Below are 23,678 nucleotides of genomic sequence, written 5' to 3' on the forward strand. Positions count from 1 at the left end.
AATCATTACCCATTAATCAATTAACCAGTACGCAGTTGATTACCATTCTCGTCGGCACCAACCGCCCTCAGTCGCGCGCCCGCATTGTGGCCGACTTCTACGCCACGCTACTCACCGAGCTGGGCGCCCCCCACCAATTTCTGGATTTGACGGAGCTACCGGCCGACTTTCTCAACGTGGCCCTGTACCACAACGCCGGCCAGCACCCCGATTTCAACCGCTTTATCGAGCCGCTCAACCAGTCGGATAAACTCGTCATTATCGCGCCCGAGTACAACTGCTCCATTCCGGGCGCGCTCAAGTCGTTTATCGACGCCCTCCCCTACCCCGGTGGCATTCGGGGCAAAAAAGCGGCGCTCATCAGCCTGAGCAGCGGGGGCATGGGCGGCGCCCTGGCCCTGAGCCACCTCACCGATATTCTGTTTTACCTAGGCACCAGTGTGCTGCCGCAGCGCGTGCGCCTGCCCGGCATCAGCCAGCATCTTTCGGCCGCGGGCGAACTGGCTAGCCCCTTATTTCAGCAACTGCTGCGCGAGCAGGCTGAGGCGCTCCTGGCCGCCTAAGGGCCGGCTCAGCGAACGAATCAGCCAACTGGGCGTTTTCCTCATCGGCCGCTTACCTAGCCGGGAATATCTTTGGAATACGCCTGTTTCTCTTTCGCCTATGTCACGTTTGCGCGCTTATTTCCTTGCTGCGCGCCCCTAGCGAGGCAGCAGCGCCGGCGCCGGGCGTTTCTCATTCGTCGGTACTGTTGAGCCAAGCTTTCCGACGTGGTGCGCCGTGCCGGTTATCGCGCTCAATCCCTTCTTACGCCGTGTATCACTCAGCCTTTTACGATGAAAAAGTATCTGCTTTTACCTTTTCTGCTGGTAGTATTTGGCGCGGCGGGCGTGCTCAATAGCTGCAAGAAAGACGCTGACAGCCAACCCACCGTGGGCACGGTTTCGCTGGAGCTAGCTAATATGGTGGGCACCCAGCCCCTCGCCCTCGATGGCACAGCCTACAGCACGGCCAGTGGCGAAACCTTCACGGTGAGCACGCTGAAGTATTATATCTCCAACATCACCTTTGCCAAAGCCGACGGCAGCACCTACGCCGCGCCAGGTGAGTATCATCTCATCGACGCCAGCAAGTCGGCTTCTACCAACTTCACTGTCAGCAAGGTGCCGACCGGCGACTATACCGGGGTGAGCTTTGTAGTAGGTGTTGATTCGACCACGACCAAGGGCGACCCGCTAGCCCTGTCCGGCGACCTGAACCCGGCTAATGCTATGTACTGGGCCTGGGCCACGGGCCACATTTTTCTAAAGCTAGAAGGCACCGTAACTTCGGCTAGCCCCAATAAGGCCTTGGTGTGCCACATTGGCGGCTACCGCCAGCCCTACAGCGCCCTCGTCACGGCGGCACCTTCATTTAAGGGCAGCACGCTGCAAGTGCGCAGTGGCACAACCCCGAAGATTCGCCTGTCGGCCGATGTGCTGAAGATTTTTGACGGGCCTACGCGCTTCACGCTCAGCTCGTTCCCAACTACCATGATGCCGAGTGCGGCGTCGGTGCAAGTGGCCCAAAACTACGCAGCCGGCATGTTTGCGGTGGCCGGCGTGCAGGCTAACTAGCAACTGACTATGCGCGCCACCCACCTGCTGCGGACCCTGCGCCAGCCGCTGGCCCACTGGCGGCTGGCGGCCTTGCTAGCGCTGGGCGGCGTGGTAGTGGCCAGCGCCAGCTGTAGCAAGGTGGCCAGCCTGGAGCTGGCTGTGCCTGGCACCGAGCAGCCCGCTAACTTTCCGGCGATGGTGTACAACCTGGCCAAAAATCCGCCCAGTGCGGCCGCTTTCGAACTGGGCAAGGCGCTCTTCTACGACAAGCGCCTGTCGCACGATGGCACGGTGTCGTGCGGGTCGTGCCACCAAGTCGCGGCGGCTTTTGCGCAGCCGGGCTTTCGCTTTAGCCCAGGTGTGGGTGGCCGGCCCGGCGCCCGCAATGCGCCGGCTCTGCAAAACCTGCGTTGGCGCCGCAGCTTCATGGCCGACGGCGGCGTGCTGGGCCTGGAGTTGCAGGCGCTAGCCCCCCTCACCGACGCGCACGAAATGAGCATGCCTCTGGCCGATGCGCTGGCCCGGCTCAACGCCGACACCAACTACCAGCAGCACTTTGCGGCCGTTTACGGGCCCGGCAAAATTGATACGCCGCAGTTTCTGCGCGCGTTAGCTCAATTCACGGCCAGCCTCACATCGGCCAATTCGCGCTACGACAAGTATGTGCGCCACGAAGCCGGTGGCGAGTTTACTGCCCAGGAAGTAAGCGGCTTAGCTGTTTTCAAAGCGAAGTGCGGCGGCTGCCACGCCACCGACCTATTTACCGACGAGAGCTTTCGCAACAACGGCCTCGACCGCACGTTTGCCCGTGATTCAGGCCGGGCGCACATCACGAGCTGGCCCACCGACCGGGGCCGCTTCAGGGTGCCGAGCCTGCGCAACGTGGCGGCCACGGGCCCTTACATGCACGATGGGCGCTTTGCTACCCTAGCCCAGGTGCTGGCCCACTACAACCACGGCGTGCAGCCCTCGGCCACCCTCGACCCACTGCTGCGCCAGCCCGACGGCCAGCTCGGCATCACGCTCACTGCCCAAGAGCAAGCCGGCTTGCTCACCTTTCTGAACACGCTGACCGACCAGGCCTTTTTGACTGATAACCGGCTCGGGCCACCACACTAAGTCATTCAGCTACTATACCTTGCTACTTGTGGGTGGTCAGCTTCGCTTAAACAGCGAGTACCCAGCAGCAAACAGCCAACCACTTAGAAACCAACTTGGCGACCTTCGTCCTTGTCGGGCCGAAGCCCCGTATTTTCACGTGTTCTATTCCGCTGCTTATGGCTTTTCGCGCTACGTCTACATCTTGGTTAGGAATAGCGCTGAGCGTGGCGGCGCTGCTAGGGGCCGTCAGCTGTGGCAAAGGTGGCTCGGGCGGCGAAGACCCCACCCCTACGCCGGCCAAGCCTACCGCTTATACCCTCACGGTGCCGGCGGGCTTTCCGACGCCTGTCGTTCCGGCCGATAATCCGCTCACCAACGAAGGCGTGGCGCTGGGCCGCAAGCTATTCTACGAGAAGGCTTTATCGAGCACCGGCACCATGAGCTGTGGCTCGTGCCATCAGCAAAGCAAGGCTTTTACCGATGGCCTGCCCCTGGCGGTGGGCGTCGATGGCGTGGCCAACCCGCGCGGCACCATGTCGCTCACCAACGTGCTCTGGAGCACCCAGCTCACCTGGGATGGTGCCTTCACTACGCTCGAAACGCAGGCCCAGAAGCCGCTCGAAAACCCTATTGAGCTGCACCAGCTGCTCGCCACCAGCGTGGCTAAGCTCCAGGCTAGTGCGGTTTACCCCCCGCTGTTTCAGGCTGCGTTTGGTACTAACACCATTACAACCGATTTGACGCTCAAGGCGCTGGCGCAGTTTGAGCGCACGCTTGTTTCGGGCAATTCGCGCTACGATAAATTTATGCAGACGCGCACCGGCTTCTCGGCCGATGAGCGGGCCGGCTTGCAGCTTTATACCACGCACATTGCGCCGGGCTCGGTGCGCGGGGCCGAGTGCTTTCACTGCCACACGCAGCCGCTGATGTCGTCGAACTACGAGGGTAAGTTTTTCAATAACGGCCTCGACCTCACCTTCGCCGACCCCGGCCGCGGTGGCCTCAGCAAGCTGGCCGTTGACCAAGGCAAGTTTATCGCGCCCACGCTGCGTAACATCGCCCTCACGGCGCCCTATATGCACGACGGCCGCTTCAAAACGCTGGACGAGGTGCTCGACCACTACTCCGACCACGTGCAGATGGCTAGCCCCAACCTCGACCCCAACCTTATTCTAGGCATCAACGACCCGCCCTTCGGCACCCACATGGACCTCACCGCCACTGAAAAGCGGCAGGTTATCGCCTTCCTGAAAACCCTGACCGACTCAACATTTATCGCCGATAAGCGCTTTTCAGACCCGAATTAATCTGAACCACGGATTCGAGCGGATTTTTCGGATTAATCGGATTTTGTGGACGATTTGCTGGCCGGGTTTCTAGCTAGGGTTATAAAAAAGGCCATCCTTCCGAATGGCCTTTTTTACGTCCACAAAATCCGAAAAATCCGTTCGAATCCGTGGTTCAGAAGTTAATCCACATTGTCGTGCAAGAAGCGGTTGTCGCCCAGTAGCTCGTTGTCATCGCTTAGATTGAAGCGCGAGATATTCTGGGCGCTGCTTGGCGTCACGGGCTCCAGCTTCTGTCCGCGGCGCAGGTAAGCGGGCGTGTCGAGGTGGGCCGTGGCATCGGGGGCGAGCCCCTGGTTTTGGCTGAGCTGCTGCAAGCGGCGGCGGCGCTCTTCGGCCTGGGCCTCCAGCATGGCTGGGCGCGGGCGCGGGGCTGGCGCGGGCTGGCTAGCCCCCGGCGTCTGGCCCTGGCCGGTCACGAGCACCGGGTCGCCGGGCGCGGTAATGGGCGCACCCGCTAGCCCCGTTTGGGCTGCCGGAACCGTGGGGCCGTTGAGCTCATACGTCACGCGGGCCGGCTCGGGCGCGGCAGGCGTCGTAAACGTCGGTACTACCGGCACAGTCGACGCAGGCGCGGGCTGCCGGTCCTGGCTGAAGCTGGGAGCCTGGGCCTCAGCTACTGGCGCGGCAGCCAGCTCGGGCGCAGCTTCGGCGGGGCGGCTATTAGTCGAGATAGTATGCGCCTCGCGGGCAAAGCCGGTGGCAATTACCGTGACCCGAATGCTTTGGCCCAGCGTGTCGTCGGTGCCGTGGCCGAAAATCATTTCGGCGTCTTCGCCAGCCTTGTCTTGGATGTATTCGGTGATTTCCGAGAGCTCATCCATCTCCAGCTCGGCTTGGTCGCCCGACATAATGCTGAGCAGGATACGCTGGGCACCCTTAATGTCGGTGTTGTTGAGCAGCGGCGAGTTCAGGGCCTCCTCGGCGGCGCGGCGGGCGCGGTTTTCACCCTCCGTAATAGAGCTACCCATTACAGCGGCGCCCGAGTCCTTCATCACCGTTTTCACGTCTTCGAAGTCCACGTTCACGTCGCTGGTCACCGTGATAATCTCGGCAATCGACTTGGCAGCCGTCGTCAACACGGTGTCGGCCTTGGCAAACGCCTGGCCCATCGTCAGGTTGCCGTAGAGCTGACGCAGCTTGTCGTTGAGAATTACCAGCACCGTATCGCAGTGCTCGCTCAGCTCCTTAATGCCCTGCTCGGCCTGGTCACGCTTCTTCTTGCCTTCAAAGAGGAAAGGAGCCGTCACGATACCTACGGTCAAAATATTAAGCTCCTGGGCCACCTGCGCAATAACCGGCGCCGCTCCAGTGCCGGTGCCACCGCCCATACCCGCCGTGATAAACAGCATCTTGGTGCCATTGCTCAGCAGCTCACGAATTTGCTCGCGGCTTTCCAGGGCAGCCTGGCGGCCCCGCTCGGGCTTGGCGCCGGCCCCTAGCCCCTCCGTCAGGTCTACCCCAATCTGGAGTTTATTGGGCACGGTGGAGCTTTCCAGCGCTTGTCGGTCGGTATTACAGATAATAAACTCCACGTCCTTGATGCCCTGCTTGTGCATGTGCTTCACGGCGTTGGAGCCCCCGCCCCCTACCCCAATCACCTTAATGATGGAGCGGCTCTGGGCAGGAATGTCGAAGGTGAAATTCATAACGTTTCATTTAACATTCAACATTTAACATTTAACAGCTCGTTGAAACCAAGCTGTCACGGCAGAAAGCACGACTGTTAAATGTTAAATGATAATTGTTAAATGAGTTTAATATTGTTTATCGTCAAAATCATCAATCAGAATGCCCTTCAGCTTGCGGGTGATGTCGCCCAAAAACTTGAGGCCCCGCTGCTCTTTTGGGGGCTTGGGTGCCTCGGGGGTGCTGGCAACTGGGGCAGCCGGGGCCACCGCCGGGGTGGGCGCCGACGTGAAGCTAGGCACCACCGGTGCCGAAACCGGCGCGGCAGCTTGGTAGCTGTAGGGAGCGGGCGTCATTTCTTCCTCGCCATAGCCGGGGCGGGCCAGGCGCTCGTCTTCGCCTTGGTAGCCGGCTAGCACCAGGCCTACACCCGTAGCGTGCATGGGCGACTTCACGGCCTCGATTTTGCCCTTACCCAGGTGCTGGTTGGGGTAGCCGATGCGCGTGTCAAGGCCGGTGAGGTACTCGGTGAGCTGCTCCAGGTTCTGGAGCTGCGAGCCCCCGCCCGTCAGCACGATGCCAGCCGAGAGGTGGTCTTGCAGACCCATGCGGTAGATTTCGGCATACACCAGTTCGATAATCTCCGACATGCGGGCTTCGATGATATAGGCCAGATTCTTGAGCGACACCTCCTTGGGCGGGCGGTTGGGCAGGCCCGGAATGCTCACGATTTCGTAGTCGCTAGCCTCCTCGGCAATGGCTTTGCCAAACTTCACCTTCAATTGCTCGGCCTGGTTAGGCGTCACGTTGCAGCCTTGCTTAATGTCCTGGGTGATGATGTTGCCCCCAAACGGCAGCACCGCCGCGTGGCGGATAATTCCGTCCTTGAACACGGCTAGGTCGGTGGTGCCGCCACCAATGTCAATCAGCGCCACGCCGGCTTCCTTTTCCTCGTCGCTCAGCACCGATACGCTCGACGCCAGCGGCTCCAGAATGAGGTCGGCAATAGCCAGGCCAGCCTTGGTTACGCACTTATTAATATTATTGATAGCCGCGCTCTGCGCCGTGATAATGTGGAAGTTACCTTCCAACCGCACGCCGGCCATACCGATAGGGTCCGTCACCCCACCTTCAAAGTCGACTTTATAATCTTGCGGCATCACGTGGATAATCTGCGAGCCGGGCGGCGTCACCAAGCGGTACATGTCGGCCGTGAGGCGGTTCACGTCGTCCTGCGTAATCTCGTTGTCGCCGCTAGGCCGCGTAATCGAGCCATTGTGTTGCAGCGACTTAATGTGCTGCCCCGCAATGCCGACGTTCACCACGCCAATATCAATGCCCGACTGCTCTTCCGCCTGCCGAATGGCCCGCTTGATGGCATCCACGGTTTTGTCGATATTGAGCACGATGCCCCGCTGCACGCCTTCCGACACAGCCTTGCCCATGCCTAGAATTTCGAGCTTGCCATACTCGTTTTTGCGGCCCACCAAGGCGCAGATTTTCGTGGTGCCAATGTCGAGACCGACGACGATTTTATCTTGTTGCATAGGGACGGAGTGGGCAGTGAAAGAGCAGTGGCTAATTTAATTAGCAAATAGTATGAAAATCAGACTTTTGATTGCCAAGTAGTTATTACTCGCAAATTATTTGGTTTTGGTATTCTACGTTGACGCGATGGTACGTATCCCAGCCAAGTACCGAAGGAATTTGTCGGTAAAATACCATCAATTTCGCGAATTTTTCTGAAATATTCTCCGGTGCGCCAAACTCAATGCGCTGGTCGCCCACCTGCTGCGTGAAGCTCAGCTTTCCACCGGGCTCCACAAACACTTCAGCTACCTGCGCTTTCCAAAAAGGATGCTCGTCGACGTAGCGCAGAAATTCGAGATAGCCGCGGCTAGTGCTGTCCTGAAAGAAAGTCGTGGGCAGGGTGCCGCCACCGGCCCGGCTCACAGTGGCCACCCGAGCCGTGTAGAGCGGCGATAGGGGCAGTCGCTGGCCGTTGGCATCGACGTAGCTATCGAGGCGGTCGTCGGGGTGCACGAGGCGGGCAATAGGGCGGTTCTGATGCACATCGGCATGCAGGTTGCCGGCCAGGTCGCGGTACACTTGTGCATCGCGCACAAAGGGATGCGCTTTCAGGCGGTTTTCGAGCTCACGCAGGCGCGGGCCCTCGGGCACGGTGCCAATAACAGGCTCCTTACCCCCATTGGTGAGCAGCGCCGTAACACCACGCTCGCTGATGAAATAATTATCGAATTCATTGGCCACATTCACCACGATATTCTGCACCGGGCGATGGGCTTGTCGCAGCGCCGCAAACGCGGCCATGCCCCCTAGCCCCAGAAGGCAGGCAAGCGCGACGAGCAGGTTGCGGACTGATTTATCCATTTTTTAAGCAGAAAAGAAAGGTTGAGCGCAAACCGTTGATTTGCAGCTGGCTACTAATTTTATACTCACCCATTATGACTAGGCGCACCTTTCGTTTCCAGAATCTTTTTCAACTGCGGTACTAGGGTATCGATGTCGCCGGCTCCAACAGTAGCTAAGATGTCAAATGTAGAAGTATTTTCGGCATTTTCCAATACTTGCACCTTGGTTTGCAATGATTTAGCTGGCGCCGTAATATTCTCCAGCAGCATAGAGGCCGTGATGCCCGGCAGCGGCAGCTCGCGCGCCGGATAAATATCCAGCAGCACCACCTCGTCGGCCAGACTCAGGCTGCGCGAAAAGCCCTCAGCAAAGTCGCGGGTGCGGGTAAATAAATGGGGCTGAAAAACGGCACGTATTCTTTTCTCCGGGTACAGCGCGCGTAGGGAACGCAGAAATGCTTCAATTTCGCGCGGGTGGTGCGCATAATCGTCTACGTACACGTTGGTGGGCGTAGTTGCAACAAATTCAAACCGTCTTTTCACGCCTCGGTAGGCCGCCACGGCCTCAGGCAGTTGCGCAGAGGCCACGCCGAATAATTGTGCGGCGGCAGCGGCGGCCAGCATATTTTCGACGTTGTGAAAACCCGGTACAGCCAATTTCAGGCTCGGCACCACCCCTAGTGGGCCGTGCAAATCGAAGTGAAATTCGTGGCCTTCAGCCGTAATATTTTCAGCAAATAAATCGGGGCCCTGCGCGGCGGTGAGGCCATAGCGCAGCACGCGCGTGCCAGGCGGCACCGCCGCCGCCACCCGCGCATCGGCGGTATGGTTGAGCAGCAGCGTGCCGCCGGGCTTGATTTGGCTAACGAACTGGCAGAATGAATCTACCAGCGCACTTTGCTCGCCGTAAATGTCAAGGTGGTCAGCATCCGTGCTCGTGACGATGGCCACGTCGGGGTGCAGCGTCAGGAAGCTGCGGTCGTACTCGTCGGCCTCCACTACCACGGGTGCACGGGGGCTTTGGGGCAGTAATAAATTGGAGCCGAGGTTAACCGCAATTCCTCCCAAAAATGCGCCTGCATCGAGGCCAGCGTGGTGCAGCAGGTGAGCTACCATGCTGCTGGTAGTGGTTTTGCCGTGGGTGCCCGCCACCGCAATAGTGGCCCGGCCCTGGGTGAGTACCCCTAGCACTTGGCTGCGCTTGCGAATATCGTAGCCCTGCTCGCGCAGCCACGCCCATTCGAGGCTGGTGGCCGGAATAGCGGGCGTAAGCACGACGAGCGTTTGGTCTTTATTCGCCCGAATTTCCTGCGGAATATTTTCGACCGCATCGGCATAATGCACGGCAATACCTTCGGCCTGCAGCGCTTGCGTCAGGGGCGTTTCGGTTTTGTCGTAACCACTGACCTGGTGGCCATTGGCCTCAAACCAGCGCGCCAGCGCCGACATGCCAATGCCGCCGATACCAAGAAAAAATATGTACGGGAATTGCTGCATTTGTTAGTTCAGCGTGTCATGCTTCGCTAGGCTCAGCACGACTTGTCAGTTTAGGCTTTAGTATTTTTCAGCAGGCTGAATAGTTCGTCTACAATAGTCGTGGTAGCATTGGGCCGGGCCAGCTCGCGCACGCGCTCGCTGAGCTGCTGCTGGCGGCCAGGGTCGGCGAGCAGGCGCAGGGCTTCGTCGTAAAGGCGGGTGGGCGCATGCTCGTCAGTGATAAGCACGGCAGCCCCCTTGCCCACGAGGGCTAGCGCATTTTTGGTTTGGTGGTCCTCGGCCACATTGGGCGAGGGCACCAGCACGCTCGCCCTACCAGTCAGGCAAAGCTCTGATACTGAGAGCGCGCCAGCCCGACTAATGACAACATCGGCCACCGCGTAGGCCAGGTCCATGCGCCGGATAAATTCCAGGGCTTGCAGGTGGTCGGTGGCGTAGGGAGCGGCCTGCTGCTGAGCTTCGGGAAAATAGATTTTGCCCGTTTGCCAGAGCAGTTGCACGCCGGCGTCGCGCAGGCGCGGCAAGGCCGCGGCGGTAGCTACGTTGAGCGTGCGCGCTCCCAGACTGCCGCCAATTACAAGTAAGGTTTTTTTGCCAGGGTCGAGGTTGAAAAATTGCAGCGCTTCGGCGCGGCTGCCCTGGGCAATTTCGGTGCGCACCGGGTTGCCGGTTAGCACGAGTTTATCGGCTGGAAAGAATTTTTCCATCCCCTCGTACGCCACGCAGATTTTATTTACGCGCCGAGCCAGTAATTTATTTACCAAGCCAGCGTACGAATTCTGCTCCTGAATTAAACTAGGAATTCCGCGCGATGTAGCGGCCAGCAGCACTGGCGCCGAAGCATAACCACCCACACCCACCACGGCATCGGGCCGAAATTCCTGAATTAATTTTCCCGCCTTACGCACCGAGCGAAATACCCGCACCGGAAATAAAATATTTTGCGGCGTGAGGCGGCGCTGCAAGCCGGTAATATCGAGGCCTACAATCTTATAGCCAGCCTCGGGCACGCGCGTCATTTCCATGCGGCCGTTGGCGCCCACAAATAAAATTTCGGCGTCGGACTGGCGCCGTCGAATTTCATTTGCAATTGCCACCGCCGGGAAAATATGCCCGCCCGTACCGCCGCCGGAGATGATAAACTTCATATTATTAGCTGTTAGCTATTGGCTGTTAGCTAATAGCTTTTTGTTCAACATAATTTGATTTGCCGAAAAGCTATTAGCTAACAGCTAATAGCTTTTCGGCAAAAGCTACGCATACTGTACGCGCTTGCTCGGGATGCGGGCCGTGTCGGCCGGTTCGCCAGCCATGGGGCGGGTTTCACGCTCGCCACGGCTTACGGCCAGAATAATTCCCACACTTAGCCCGGTGAAAATAAGCGAGGTGCCTCCCATACTCAGCATGGGCAGCGGCAGGCCCGTAACGGGCCCTAGCCCTACGGCCACGCCCATATTCACCATAGCCTGCAATACCAGGCTAAAACACAGCCCGGCCGAGAGCAAGCCGCCAAAAGCGCCCTGGCTATTCATCACGGTTTTCAGCCCTCGATATAAGAAAGCCAGGTAAAGGAACAGCACGAACAGGCCGCCAATCATGCCATACTCTTCGATAATAATGGCGTAGATAAAGTCAGAATACGGGTGCGGCATAATATTGCGCTCGGTGCTTTTGCCAGGGCCTTTGCCGGTGAGGCCGCCCGTGGCAATGGCAATGTGTGCGTGCTCCGACTGAAAAGACATTTTTTTGTTCGGGTCGGTAAACGTGGAGATGCGCGAAAGCACCGTGCCCAGGCGCTGGCCGGCTGCTAGCCCCGCCCCACCCAGCACGCCACCAATAGCCACCATCACCAGCATCTGCTTGATGGGCACGCGGCCAATAAACATCAGCAGCAGGCAGGTAAGAAACAGCAGCAGTGCCGTGGAGGCGTTGGACAGCACAATCAGGCCACAAATGACTCCCACCCAGAGCATTACCGGGAAAAGCGTGCTCCAGAAATCGTGCAAATGCTGCTGGCGCCGACTCAGCATGCTAGCCAGATGCGTGATAAGCGCCAGCTTAGCCAAGTCGGAAGGCTGAAACGTTTGGTTGATAACCGGGATGGTGAGCCAGCGCGAGGCGCCGTTGAGCTCGCCGCCCATGAAGTAGGTGAACAGTAGCAGCGGCACCGACAGCAGCAGCGCGTACAGTGACAAGCGCGAGTAGTGGCGGTAGTCGATGCGGTGGGCTAGCCAGGCCAGCCCCAACCCTATGAATATCAAGCTGCTGTGCTTGAGCACAATCAACTCAACCGAGCCGGTGCGGCCGTGCAGCTCGTTGCGATACGCCAGCGTGCCGGTGGCCGAGTACACCACCGCGATGCTGATAAGCGAAAACAGAATAACAATGGCCCACAAAATCGGGTCGCCCTTCAGGTTGCGCTGAAGCCAGGTGAGGCGGTGAGTTTCCATAAATCGCGGAGTTAATGGGGCTTAAACTGATTTCGCAGATTCGGACGGGGCTAACGACTGCACGGCGGCGGCAAACTGCTGGCCCCGGTCCTCGTAGTTTTTAAATAAATCGAAGCTGGCGCAGCAGGGCGAAAGCAGGACTACATCGCCGGGGCTAGCCAGTGCGGCCGCCTGGCGCACGGCCTCAACCATGCTTTGCGTTTCGGCCACGTGCGGCACTTTGCCGTCAAACGCGGTGCGCAGCTTGGCATTATCTACGCCCAGGCAAATAAGTGCTTTCACTTTTTGCTCGGCCAGGGGCTGAATACTCGTGTAGTCGTTGCCTTTATCGGTGCCGCCCGCAATCCAGACGATGGGCCGCTTGATGCCATCGAGGGCATACCAGGCCGCCTCCACATTGGTAGCCTTGCTGTCGTCAATAAACTGAATATCATTCAGCTCGCGCACCAGCTGCAGGCGGTGCGCAGCGTTCTTGAACGAGGCCAGTGCGGCCTCAATCTGGGCGGGCGAGACGCCGGCCACGCGCGCCGCCAGGATGGCAGCGGCCATATTCTGGTGGTTGTGCTGGCCGATGAGCGGCGAGTTTTTGATACTTACTTTATCGGGGTGCCGGTCCTCAATAGGCAGGTGCACGCGCAGCGTGCAGTCGTCTTCGTAATAGCCCGCCAAGTGATAATCGGGCCGGTGGTGCAGGCTGAAGGGCATTGTAAACGCCGTCATAAACGCCGTGCGGGCAAAGCGCTCGATGTTCTCGTCGTCAGCGTTGTAAATAAAATAATCGTCGAGGCCCTGATTTGCCGTAATGCGCAGCTTGGCCTCGGCGTATTTCTCCATCGAGTACTCGTAGCGGTCGAGGTGGTCGGGCGTGATGTTGAGCAGCAGGGAAATCCAGGGGTGAAAACCGGCAATATCGTCGAGCTGAAAACTGCTTAATTCCAGCACGTAATACGCATGCTTATCTTCAATTACCTGCTCGGCCAGCGAGTAGCCGATGTTGCCGGCTAGGCCCACATTCAGGCCCGCTTCTTTCAGCAGGTGATAAGTGAGCAGCGTGGTGGTGGTTTTGCCGTTGGTGCCCGTAATGGCCACAAAGCGTGCCTTGGTGTAGCGGCTGGCAAACTCGATTTCGGAATAAATCGGAATTTTCTGCTCGCGCAGTGCTTTAATAACCGGCGCTTTTTCCGGAATACCGGGGCTTTTAATAACCTCGCTCGCCTGCAAAATGCGGTCGAGCGAATGCTGGTTTTCCTCAAACTCAATGCCGGCTTTCGCCAGCTTTTCCTTGTACTGCGGCTGAATGGCGCCCTTATCGGACACGAACACGCCGAAGCCTTTGGCCTGGGCTAGCAGGGCCGCGCCCACACCGCTTTCGGCAGCTCCGAGGATGACGATATATTGAGTATTCGCAGCCATTTTCTAGCGCAATTTCAAGGTGACCAATGTAATGACTGCCAGCATAATACCCACAATCCAGAAGCGCGACACGATTTTAGATTCGTGGTAGCCAAGCTTCTGGTAGTGGTGGTGCAAGGGCGACATGCGCAGCAACCGGCGGCCCTCGCCATACTTGCGCTTGGTGTATTTAAACCAGCTCACTTGCACGATAACTGACAGATTCTCAATCAGAAACACGCCGCACAATACCGGAATCAACAGCTCTTTGCGCACGATGAGGGCTAGCACCGCGATGATGCCGCCCAGCGCCAGCGAGCCGGTATCGCCCATAAATACCTGCGCCGGATAGGAGTTATACCAGAGAAAGCCGATGCACGCCCCCACAAACGCCGTACAGAAAATAACGAGCTCGCCCGAATCCGGGATAAACATAACGTCCAGATAATCAGCCAACAGGGCATTACCGCTCACAAAGGCAAAAATGGCCAGCGTAATGCCAATAATGGCCGAGGTGCCGGCAGCTAGCCCATCGAGGCCATCGGTAATATTAGCGCCATTGCTTACGGCCGTGATGATGACGATAACCAGCGGGATGTAGAGCAGGCCGTAGAAGTCCTTGAAAACCAGCTGCGCGTTAGAGAAGAAGTCGCCGTAGTTCAACTCGTTGTTTTTCATAAACGGCACCGTCGTCAGGGTCAGGTGCACGTCTTTCCACACTTTGGTGGCGTCGATGGCCGAATACTGCCCATTGGGCAGCAGGTATTCGCGCACCGTTACCTCATTGCTATAGTAGAGCACCCAGCCCACCGTCAGACCTAAACCTATCTGACCCAGCACTTTAAAGCGCCCACTCAGGCCTTCTTTATTTTTGCGAAAAACCTTGATGTAGTCGTCGAGGAAGCCAATCAGGCCCAGCCACACGGTGCTGAGCAGCATGAGAATAATGTAGATGTTGCGCAGGCGGGCAAACAGCAGCACCGGCACCAAGATGGCCAGCAGAATGATAAGACCGCCCATGGTAGGCGTACCCTTTTTCTCATTCTGGCCCTGCAGGCCAAGGTCGCGAATGGTTTCGCCTACCTGCTTGCGCTGAAGCACGCGAATGAGGCGCGCGCCAAAAAGCTGCGCAATGAGCAACGACACAATCACCGAAAGCGCGGCGCGAAAGGTCGTGTACTGAAACACGCCCGCGCCGGGAAAGTGAAAGTGCTCGTGCAGGTAGCGAAAGAGGTAGTAGAGCATTCTTATTAAATTATGAATTATGAGTTTTAAGTTTTGAATTAGACGCTGAGGCTATGTGCTCAATCAATTCAACCTTCACAATTCAGCATTTTTAATTTCCGTAAGGGCAGCCCGCAGCTCTTCCTTATCGTCGAAGTGGGTTTTCACCCCCTTAATTTCCTGGTAAGTTTCGTGGCCTTTGCCGGCCACCAGCACCAGGTCGCCGGGGCGGGCCAGGGCTACGGCGGCCCGGATGGCCTGGCGGCGGTCGGCGATGGTTTGGGTGTGGGCGTCGGCGGGGGGCGTGAGGCCGGCCTGCATCTGGTCGAGGATGGCTAGGGGGTCTTCATCGCGCGGATTATCCGAAGTGAGAATAACCTCATCGGAGAGTTGCGCCGCCAGCCGCGCCATAATGGGGCGCTTGGTGGCGTCGCGGTTGCCCCCGCAGCCCACTACCGTGATGATGCGTTGGTCGGGGCGGCGTGTTTGCAACAGCGTCTGCAGCACGTTTTCGAGGGCGTCGGGAGTGTGGGCGTAGTCCACCAGGCCCGACACGCCCTGGCCGGGCACCGTAACCGGCTCGAAGCGCCCGGGCGCGGTGGTGAGTCCCGACAGGATAGTGAGTACCTCGGTGGGGTCTTCGCCCAGCAGCACCGCGGCGCCATACACGGCTAGCAGGTTGTAGGCATTGAAGACGCCGATGAGGCGGAAGTGCACCTCGCGGTTATCAATTTCTAGCAACAAGCCCGCCAGGCTATTATCGACCAGCCGGGCGCGGAAATCGGCCGCCGAGCGCAACGAATACGTGGCGCGGCGGGCGGCTGTGTTTTGCAGCATCACGGGGCCACGCTTGTCGTCGGCGTTGGTCAGGGCGAAAGCGGCTTTAGGCAGCGCGTCGAAAAAGCCTTTTTTCGCCTTCAGGTAATTATCGAACGTGCCGTGGTAGTCGAGGTGGTCGTGGGTGAGATTAGTAAAAAGGCCCCCCACAAAGCGTAGGCCGCCGATACGGCCCTGGGCCACGGCGTGGCTGCTCACCTCCATGCAGGCGTGGGTGCAGCCGGCGGCCACCATTCGGGCCAGCAGCTCGTTGAGCCGGATGGCGTCGGGGGTGGTGTGGGTGCTCGGAATAACGGTTTCGTCAATCTGATTTTGCACCGTGCTTAGCAGGCCGGCGTGGTAGCCCAGCTCGCGCAGCAGCTTGTGCAGCACGGTGGCGCAGGTGGTTTTGCCATTGGTGCCGGTCACGCCCACCAGCTGGAGCTGGCGCGAGGGGTGGCCGTAAAAAGCGCTCGCAATTGGCCCTAGCGCGGCGGCAGTGTCGGCCACCTGCACGTAGGTAGTGGCAGGGTTCAGCTCGGCCGGCAGCTCTTCGCAGACAATAACGGCCGCGCCCTGGCCCACAGCCTTGTCGATAAACTTATGCCCGTCGGTGGCAGTGCCACGTAGGGCGCAGAACAGCATCCCGGGCCCGGCCTGGCGTGAGTCGAGCGTCAGGCCCGCCACGGGCATGTCGGCCGCGCCATGCTGGGCTAGCACAGTAACGTCGGTAAGCAACGCAAAAAGGGGCAGCGTACTCATGCAGATTTTCGGGTTTTGGCAGGCGAAGTTCCCGCAGAGGGCGCCGAGGTTGGCGCAGCAGAGCGCTGAGTCGTTCGAATGTCGGCTTTGGCCGGAGTTGGCTTTTTCGGCTTATTTTCCGTCTTGGCCGGTTTGTCCTTGGCAGGAGGGCTAGCCGGTTTTTTGGTTGGCTTAGCAGATGCCCTGGTAGAAGCTTCCGGCCGCGTCGAAGCAGGCTTGGCGGCTGGGGCAGTCGGCTTCGCGGTTGGTTTAGCATCTGCCGCCTTAACCTTGGGAGCGCTTGGCTTGGCAGCTATCGGCTTAGCGACTTTCGCGTGGCTAGGCACTTCGGCCGGAATGAGCAGCGTATTTTCTTCAACCTCGGTGTGCACGGGCGCCGGCAGGGCTAGCGGGGCCGCCGTGGGCGCGGCCGTAGGCGCCAGCACCAGCCCCACCACGAGGCCGCGCTTGGCAAACTCGCTGGGCGCTAGCGACTGCTCACGCACCCGGCCCGAGCCGCTGGTTTGCACTTTCAGCCCCCGGTTTTCGAGCAAGAACAGGGCGTCGCGCAGCGTGAGGCCGCGCACGTCAGGCATGCGGCCGGGGTGGGCCACGCTGGCATCGGGGCGCAGCGACACGGTGCGGGCCACGAAGGCCGTATCGACCGCCGCCGTAGCGCGCACCCATTCTTCGCCGCCGGTGGCGTGCGTTTGGCCGGGCAGCCCAATGCGGTCGCACACCAGAGCTATCTCCTGCTGCAGGCCGGCGCGCACCAGCGGCACGGGCGTGCGGCGGGCGGGCACCCTGGCCAGCATGGGCCGCTGGCTAGCCTGGTCGCGGGCCATGCAGCGGTCGGCCACATCGCGGAAGACCGGCGCGGCCACGTCGCCGCCGTAGATGCGGCCCTTGCTCGGCGAGTCAATCACTACGATGCAGCTGTACTTGGGCTTGTCGGCCGGGAAGAACCCGCAGAAGCTGGTCGAATACGTTTTGGTGTAGCGGCCACCCTTGAACTTCCAGGCCGTGCCCGTCTTGCCCGCGATGGTGTAGTCTTTGGGCCGGATGGCCTTGGCCGTGCCTTCCAGCACCACGCCTTCCAGCATGGCGTGCAGCTTGCGCAGCGTAGCGTCGGAGCATATTTTAGGATTCAGCACCTGCGTATCGAAGTGCTCAATCACCTGGTCGGCCTGCTTGATTTCGCGCACTATCATGGGCGCCACCTTCACGCCGCCATTGGCCACGGCGTTGTAGAAAGCCAGCGTTTGCAGGGGGGCTAGCTTGAGCTCGTAGCCGATGCTCATGGTTGAGAGCGAGGTGCGGCTCCAGCTGCGGTCCTTGGGGTCCTTCACGTAGGGCAGCGCCTCGCCGCTCATCTGGAAGCCCAGCGGCTTGTCGAGCCCGAACTTCTTGAGGTAGTCGGTGTACTGCGTGGGGTTGCCGGCAAAGTGCTCCTGCACCAGCCGCGCCACGCCAATGTTTGAGGATTTTTCAAAGACCTGCTGCACCGTGATGCGGCCGTTGGCGTGCGAGTCGGTTTTCACGGCCCCCCCAATAAACATGCGGCCCGGACCAGTATCGACCATGTCGTCGAGTTGCAAGTTGGGGTCGGCCTCAAACACGGCCGTCATCGACGCCAGCTTGAAGGTCGAGCCCGGCTCGGTGCGGCCCTGGTCGGCAAAGGCGTAGTTGTAGTCCTCCTTATAGGTGCCATCCTCGGCCTTACCCAGGTTGGCCACCGCCTTGATTTCGCCGGTTTTTACCTCCATCAAAATCACGCAGCCGTACTTGGCGTCGTTGGCCACCAGAGCCTTGTACAGCGCGTCCTCGGCCCCATCCTGCAAGTTGATGTCGAGGGTAGTCTTGACGTCATAGCCTGGCTGGGGCTTGATTTCAGTGCCGTCGTACACGGGCTTGAAGCCGCCCGGCACGCGCTCAAACAGCGCCTCGCCCGGCTTGCCCGCCAGCTTTTGCTGGAAGGTAAACTCCAGACCCGCGCCGTTCTTGTCTTCGTTCACGAAGCCCACCGTGCGCTGGGCTAGCCCCCCAAACGGCCGGAAACGCTTGTCAACCTTCTCGAAAATAACCCCTCCTTTGCGCTTGGCCCGGAAGATGGGCCAGGCGGCTAGCTCCTTCTTTTCCTGAAAATTAATCTGCCGCGAATTCAGCCGGATATAGCGCACGCCATCCTTGCGGGCATCCTGCAGCTTGCGGCTGTATTCGCCCACGCTGCGGTCCTGGAAGAAGTGTGCCAGGTGCCAGGCCAGCGAATCGACGTTGCACCGAAACATCTCATCATCCACCACCGCGGGGTCCCAGGCCACCCGGTAAAAGGGCAGCGACGTGGCCATGATACTCTCGTTATCAGAGTAAATGTTGCCGCGCGTGGCCGGCACCGGCTGGTAGCTGATGCGGCGCTCCTGCTCCAGGGCGCGCCACCTGGCGCCCTCCTGGTACTGGATGTGCGAGATTTTCCAGGCCACGGCGCCGGAAAACAGCGTCACCCCCAGAAACGCGAGCCGCACCCGCGTGACGATGGATTTCTTAACGCTGCCTTTCATGGGACAAAGACTTTTTAGAAGCGGCCGATTTGCTCTTCCTGCTGTTTTCGGCTTGGGCTGGTTTGTACTTTTTTATACTATTTTGCTTTCTCTCCGTTGAGCGTCCCTGCTTATGCTCGTTAGCTCTCAAGCTGTTAGCTGGCGCAGCGGCCGAGTCTTCGGGCGATAAGCCGGGCGGCGGCGCCCCTAGCTCCAGGGCGTCATCATCCATGGGCAGGCCCAGCTGCTGGCGCCGGGCGCGGCCCTGGATAGAGTCCGCTTTGGCCGAGGCCACCGAATCGCGGGCGGCGCGGGCGGCTAGGGTGTCAGCAGTGAGCACGGGCATGGTTTCGAGCTGGGCCTCGTCGAGGTGGCCGGCAGGCACAGCAATGCGGAAGGGCGGCGAGGAGCTTTCGACCAACCCAATTGCCGCCACCTTACGAGCCACTTCGCTTTGCTTGCTTGCCTCCATGTAGTCCGACTTCAGCGTGGTGTAGTCGGCGCGCAAGTCTTCCGTTTCCTGTTTGAGCCGCTGGATATTGCGGTTCATGCGGTTGCCGTAGTGCGTGTTGCCGATGTAGAGCAGCACCAGCAGCATGCCAAAAAGCAGCTTGGGCAGGTAACGCACCGGCAGCCCCTCCCGGAACAGCCCATCGAGACCGGTAAACCGGTCGAGCAGCGAAAACAAGCTCCAGCCGGTGGCCGTCACGCCTTCGTGGCGGTCCCAGGCCGGGGCCGTAAACTCGGCCGGCGTGGGGGCTGGCTTACGGGCCTTTTTGGGCTCGGCGGGTGGTGCGGGGGCCACTACCGGCGCAGCTACGGGCGCCGGGGCAACAGGCACTGGCACAGCAACGGGCGCCGCTACGGGTTCTGCTACTTCATTTATCGGGTCGGGCACGCGCGGGGGCCGCACGGTATTGGCGCGGGGCGGACCAGCCGCAACGGGACGTATCGTATTACCGGCCATAGAGTTAAGCAGGATTATCGGTTCGGACGCCGATACGCAGCTTGGCACTGCGGGCGCGGCTGTTTTCGGCTATTTCCTCGGCCGTGGCCTCGGTAGGCTTGCGCGTCAGCGCCTCGAAGGGCAGGCTCACGCGGCCGTACAAATCCTTCTCGGCCTGGCCAAAAAACTTGCCCTGGCTTAGAAAATTCTTCACCAGCCGGTCTTCCAGTGAGTGGTAACTCATGACAACCAGCCGGCCGCCGGGGCGCAGCACCTGAGCCGTTTGCACCAGCATTTCCTGCAAAGCAGCGAGCTCATCGTTTACCTCAATGCGCAGCCCCTGAAACACTTGTGCCAGGTACTTATTCTCTTTGCCGCGCGGCGTCACGGGCGCGATGGCCTGCTTGAGCTCCGCGATGGTACGCAACGGACGCTGGCGGCGGGCCTGCACCACGGTAGCCGCTAGGGTGCGCGCATTGGTCACCTCGCCATACATGCCGAAGATGCGGTGCAGCGCGGCCTCGTCGTAGTCGTTGAGCACGTCGGCGGCCGTAGCCACGCTGGCATCGTGTGGGTCCATGCGCATGTCGAGCGGCCCATCAAAACGGGTGCTGAAGCCGCGCGCGGCGGTGTCGAACTGATGTGACGACACGCCCAAATCGGCCAGCAGGCCATCCACGGGCAGGGCATCTCGCTGGGTCAGCTCGGTGGCCAGGTGCCGGAAGTTAGCCCGAATAAAGGTGAACTGGGGGCTAGCCAGCTGCGCCGCCTCGCGCTCGGCAGCCTCGTCCTGGTCGAAGCTGTATAGGTGGCCCTCAGCCAATTGCTCCAGTATGCGCGCCGAGTGGCCGCCGCCGCCAAACGTCACGTCGACGTAGCGGCCGCCGGGCACGAGGACTAGCCCGGCCAGGCACTCGGCCAGCATCACGGGGCGGTGGTAGGCGGTATCGTTGGGGCGGATGCTCATGCGGCCAAGGGGGCTTCGGGGGTGGCCGATAAGAATTTTTGGGCCAGCTTCGAGAAGGTGGGCTGGTCCTTGATGAGGTATTCGTCGTAGCGGGTGGGGTCCCACACTTCGCAGCGGTTGCCGAGGCCCACTATCACGGCTTCCTTTTCGAGGCCGGCGTAGCGGCGCATCGAGCCCGGCAGGCCAAAGCGCCCGATGCTGTCGAGTTCCACCTCCGTCATACCCCGAAAGAAATTGCGCTGAAACTGGCGGTATTCTTCATTAAACTCATCCAGAGCCATCACTTTGGCGTGAATCAGCTCCCAAGCCGAGCGCGGATACAGCACCAGGCAAGGCTCGAAGCCGCGCACCAGCACCAGTTGGTTGGCGTAGGCATCGGGCAGGCTAGCCTTCACCTTGGCAGGCAGCACCAGCCGACCTTTGGGGTCGAGCTTGCAGTCGTATTCGCCGGACAGGAGCTGATGCATGAAAGGAAAGTGCCCGCCCGGCAGTAGCCTAGGCTAGGATAACAAAAGTACGAGTGGTTTCAAAAAACTCACCACTTTCTACCACTTTCTACCACAATCCAGAAAGTGCTCTGACAGCCTCGAATCGGGCTTTTATATCCTCATGCATCATAGTTGCACTAATAATCTGACTGCTTAAGCTGGTTTTTGGGAGGCGAAACAGAAGCCAGTTGGCTAGAAGAAATTTTTTATTTTTTGCGCAACGGAGTTGCATTTACAATCCACCTTACGCTAGCCCTTCATTTGAAATTCTTTATTTACCCGCTTCTTGCAGGTTGCTAAGTGATTGAAAAAGTGCTTTTGCTGGTCCTGCTTCGCGAGCCTATGATGGCCGCAAACCGGGTTTATCATTTTTCTGTTAATTTTCGGCATAATCTTACAACGCATCGCTTTGCCCGCCTCACCTGTCTTTTCGGAACCGGACTGTCTGCGCCGCCTGAAACAGGACGACGAGCGGGCATTTGATGCCCTGTTCCGGCACTACAGCGCGCTCGTTTATCGCTTTGCGTACAGCTACTTAAAGTCGCGCCCGGCCGCCGAAGAGATTGTCCAGGAGTGCTTTATCAAAATATGGGAGAAACGCGACCAGCTGCGCGACGACGTGCCGCTGAAGGGCTACCTGTTTACGACTGCCCACCACGCGGTGCTCAACGAGCTGCGGCGCGACCAGCACCACCTGCGCCTGCAAGGGCAAGTGGCCGCCGCCGGCCCCGCCAGCGTAGCCAACGAGGCCGAGTATCAGGAGATGGAGGCCTTGTACCTGGCTGCCTTAGACCGCCTGCCGCCCAAGCAGCGCGAGGTATTTGTGCTGAGCCGGCAGCAGGGCCTCTCCTACCCCGAAATTGCCGAGCGCCAGGGCGTATCGGTGAAGACAGTAGAGGCGCATATTATGCAGGCGCTCAAGACGCTGCGCAAGTATTTTAACCTGCACGGGGGCGGTGTGCTAGGCCTGCTTTTATTGCTCACGCTGGGCAAACGCTAATTTTTAGGCAGTGAGACTAAGGGCATTGCGTAGGCGGCAGGGTAGTTAGCTTGGCGGCCAAGCGGGGCGGCCTTTTTCACGCTAGACGCTAGGTTTATGGAACATTCTTCTTTTTGGGGCCTGGCGCTGGCTGGGCTGGTGGCGGCCACTGGCTTCTCATCCGCGAGCTTCGGGCCGGGCATTGACTCTGGCCTGAAGGTGGGCGCTTGCTCGCTAGCCCCAGCGCCCGCCGACACGCTGCACAACGACTGGAAAATTGTATTTTTCGGGTCCTCGGTGCCGTTTGGCCAGGGCGCTACCAACAAGTATGGTTACCCAGCCCGCTATGCCACGCTGCTGGCCCAGCGGGCCGCCAGCGGTCAGGGCGCGGCCTGGACGGTGGCTAATATTTCGGTGCCCGGCGACAACACCACCAAGGTAGCCGCGCGCTGGGCGCGCGACCTGCGGCCCCAGCACGGCCGCTACGTGGTGCTGGCGCTCTCGCTGGGCAACGAGGGCATCCACGGCGGCGGCCAACCCATTTTCGAGCAATTCAAAACCAACCTGCTGGCGCTGGTGCAGCGGGCGCGGGCCGAGGGCCTGGTGCCCGTAGTGGCCAATTGCTACACCCGCAACGACTACACGCCGGAAGACTACGCCTTCATCCGGCAGACGAACCTGCTGCTGCACGCCTGGGCCGTGCCTAGTATTAATACGCTGGGGGCCGTAGACGATGGCGCCGGCCACTGGGCACCCGGCTACTGGGACGACGCCCTGCACCCCAACGACCGCGGCCACGCCGAAATGGCCCACGTCCTCGTGCCTTCGCTGTTCGATGCCCTGCGGGCTGGTAAAGCTGTTCCGCACCATGCCGCCACCTCTTACGTGCGCCTGGGCCCTAGCCAGCGCGGGGCAGCTACGGGCCTAACGCTGCGGCCCGAAACGCTGCTGCACCCCTTTACCCAGGTAGTCAGCTTTCGCACGGCCGGCAAGGGGCAGCTTGTGACCTTACAAGACAGTACTGCGACGGGTAGCCTCAGCATCGGGGCTAGCGGCGGGCTCACCTACACCTCGGCTAAGGGCGGCCACCTGGCTAGCCCCCGGCGGGTGAACGACAACCGCTGGCATCAGCTAGCCCTCACCCACTACTACGCCGCGGGCCAAACGGTGCTCTACCTCGATGGTGCCGAGGTGGGCCGGCTGCCCGAGCAGCTATTGACCCGACAGCTCAGCCTGGGCGGCACCCGGGCGCCGCGGGGGGCGCAGTACCGCAACTGGCTTTTTTACCGGGCTGGCATGAATGCCGATGAACTGCGCGCGCTGGCCGCCGACTCGCTGCTCAAGTCGAGCCTGGAGCTGTACGCCCCGCTCGATGGCCGCCGCACGCACGCGTTGGACTCGCTCCGCAACCTGGCCCAGAGCACCAATCACTTGCGATTCCTGGCTAGCCCGGCCGCCGCGCCGCCGGCTGGCCATAAACCGAAAAAAAAGGTGGCGCGCTAATTTTTTTTAGCCCCCGACTAAGGGGGAGGGCCCCGGCACCGTGTAGTACTGCAAACGAGGGAAGCTCCGGCTTCTCATTGCCCCCAGCTAGC

19 protein-coding genes are annotated in these 23,678 nt (G+C 60.0%); 6 read left to right on the plus strand and 13 right to left on the minus strand.

What is annotated here, in order from left to right; translation table 11 throughout:
- Positions 1–35: 35 nt before the first annotated feature.
- The 4 genes from J4D99_RS03400 to J4D99_RS03415 all read left to right on the plus strand — a co-directional run bounded on the left by J4D99_RS03400 (position 36) and on the right by J4D99_RS03415 (position 4,006).
- A complete protein-coding gene (locus J4D99_RS03400; protein WP_208130304.1) occupies positions 36–563 on the plus strand; it encodes an NADPH-dependent FMN reductase in 528 nt (175 codons plus the stop codon).
- Positions 564–836: 273 nt separating this feature from the next.
- Positions 837–1,616, plus strand: coding sequence for an MbnP family protein (locus J4D99_RS03405; RefSeq protein WP_208130305.1), 780 nt, complete (start codon positions 837–839; stop codon positions 1,614–1,616).
- A gap of 9 nt (positions 1,617–1,625) precedes the next feature.
- Entirely contained in the window at positions 1,626–2,717 is a 1,092-nt protein-coding gene (locus tag J4D99_RS03410) for a cytochrome-c peroxidase (RefSeq protein WP_208130306.1), read from the plus strand.
- Positions 2,718–2,875: 158 nt separating this feature from the next.
- Positions 2,876–4,006, plus strand: a complete 1,131-nt coding sequence (locus J4D99_RS03415; protein WP_208130307.1) for a cytochrome-c peroxidase — start codon at positions 2,876–2,878, stop codon at positions 4,004–4,006.
- 161 nt (positions 4,007–4,167) lie between these two features.
- Here the strand turns inward: J4D99_RS03415 and ftsZ are convergent, their stop codons facing one another.
- The 13 genes from ftsZ to mraZ all read right to left on the minus strand — a co-directional run bounded on the left by ftsZ (position 4,168) and on the right by mraZ (position 21,083).
- Positions 4,168–5,694, minus strand: a complete 1,527-nt coding sequence (gene ftsZ, locus J4D99_RS03420) for a cell division protein FtsZ (protein ID WP_208130308.1) — start codon at positions 5,692–5,694, stop codon at positions 4,168–4,170.
- 108 nt (positions 5,695–5,802) lie between these two features.
- Complete coding sequence (gene ftsA / locus J4D99_RS03425) at positions 5,803–7,221, minus strand: cell division protein FtsA (protein WP_208130309.1); 1,419 nt, start codon at positions 7,219–7,221, stop codon at positions 5,803–5,805.
- An 85-nt stretch (positions 7,222–7,306) separates the two neighbouring features.
- The gene (locus J4D99_RS03430) at positions 7,307–8,065 is read right to left on the minus strand and encodes a cell division protein FtsQ/DivIB (protein ID WP_208130310.1); all 759 of its coding nucleotides are present in this window, start codon (positions 8,063–8,065) and stop codon (positions 7,307–7,309) included.
- A 65-nt stretch (positions 8,066–8,130) separates the two neighbouring features.
- Entirely contained in the window at positions 8,131–9,543 is a 1,413-nt protein-coding gene (gene murC, locus J4D99_RS03435; protein WP_208130311.1) for a UDP-N-acetylmuramate--L-alanine ligase, read from the minus strand.
- Between the two features lie 50 nt (positions 9,544–9,593).
- The gene (gene murG, locus J4D99_RS03440; protein ID WP_208130312.1) at positions 9,594–10,691 is read right to left on the minus strand and encodes an undecaprenyldiphospho-muramoylpentapeptide beta-N-acetylglucosaminyltransferase; all 1,098 of its coding nucleotides are present in this window, start codon (positions 10,689–10,691) and stop codon (positions 9,594–9,596) included.
- Positions 10,692–10,796: 105 nt separating this feature from the next.
- Positions 10,797–11,993 (minus strand): FtsW/RodA/SpoVE family cell cycle protein, encoded by a 1,197-nt coding sequence (locus tag J4D99_RS03445; RefSeq protein WP_208130313.1) that lies wholly within the window; start codon positions 11,991–11,993, stop codon positions 10,797–10,799.
- 21 nt (positions 11,994–12,014) lie between these two features.
- Positions 12,015–13,406, minus strand: a complete 1,392-nt coding sequence (murD, locus tag J4D99_RS03450) for a UDP-N-acetylmuramoyl-L-alanine--D-glutamate ligase (RefSeq protein ID WP_208130314.1) — start codon at positions 13,404–13,406, stop codon at positions 12,015–12,017.
- A 3-nt stretch (positions 13,407–13,409) separates the two neighbouring features.
- Positions 13,410–14,630, minus strand: a complete 1,221-nt coding sequence (gene mraY, locus J4D99_RS03455; RefSeq protein ID WP_208130315.1) for a phospho-N-acetylmuramoyl-pentapeptide-transferase — start codon at positions 14,628–14,630, stop codon at positions 13,410–13,412.
- Between the two features lie 75 nt (positions 14,631–14,705).
- Complete coding sequence (locus tag J4D99_RS03460) at positions 14,706–16,187, minus strand: UDP-N-acetylmuramoyl-L-alanyl-D-glutamate--2,6-diaminopimelate ligase (protein WP_208130316.1); 1,482 nt, start codon at positions 16,185–16,187, stop codon at positions 14,706–14,708.
- Positions 16,184–18,724: a penicillin-binding transpeptidase domain-containing protein gene (locus J4D99_RS03465; RefSeq protein ID WP_208130317.1), complete on the minus strand. Its 2,541-nt coding sequence runs from the start codon at positions 18,722–18,724 to the stop codon at positions 16,184–16,186. Before J4D99_RS03465 ends, J4D99_RS03460 begins: the two co-directional genes overlap by 4 nt.
- On the minus strand, positions 18,708–19,670 hold the full coding sequence (locus J4D99_RS03470) for an FtsL-like putative cell division protein (RefSeq protein WP_208130318.1): 963 nt from the start codon (positions 19,668–19,670) through the stop codon (positions 18,708–18,710). The genes J4D99_RS03465 and J4D99_RS03470 overlap by 17 nt, the downstream gene beginning before the upstream one ends.
- A gap of 4 nt (positions 19,671–19,674) precedes the next feature.
- Positions 19,675–20,616, minus strand: coding sequence for a 16S rRNA (cytosine(1402)-N(4))-methyltransferase RsmH (gene rsmH, locus J4D99_RS03475; protein WP_236018514.1), 942 nt, complete (start codon positions 20,614–20,616; stop codon positions 19,675–19,677).
- Positions 20,613–21,083, minus strand: a complete 471-nt coding sequence (mraZ, locus tag J4D99_RS03480) for a division/cell wall cluster transcriptional repressor MraZ (RefSeq protein WP_208130319.1) — start codon at positions 21,081–21,083, stop codon at positions 20,613–20,615. Before mraZ ends, rsmH begins: the two co-directional genes overlap by 4 nt.
- A gap of 430 nt (positions 21,084–21,513) precedes the next feature.
- Between mraZ and J4D99_RS03485 the strand changes: the two genes are divergently transcribed.
- Positions 21,514–22,104 (plus strand): RNA polymerase sigma-70 factor, encoded by a 591-nt coding sequence (locus tag J4D99_RS03485; RefSeq protein WP_208130320.1) that lies wholly within the window; start codon positions 21,514–21,516, stop codon positions 22,102–22,104.
- Positions 22,105–22,200: 96 nt separating this feature from the next.
- Positions 22,201–23,586: an SGNH/GDSL hydrolase family protein gene (locus J4D99_RS03490; protein ID WP_208130321.1), complete on the plus strand. Its 1,386-nt coding sequence runs from the start codon at positions 22,201–22,203 to the stop codon at positions 23,584–23,586.
- Positions 23,587–23,678 lie beyond the last annotated feature (92 nt).

The organism is Hymenobacter sp. BT559, from assembly GCF_017571525.1.
In the GTDB taxonomy this organism is placed as follows: domain Bacteria; phylum Bacteroidota; class Bacteroidia; order Cytophagales; family Hymenobacteraceae; genus Hymenobacter; species Hymenobacter ginsengisoli.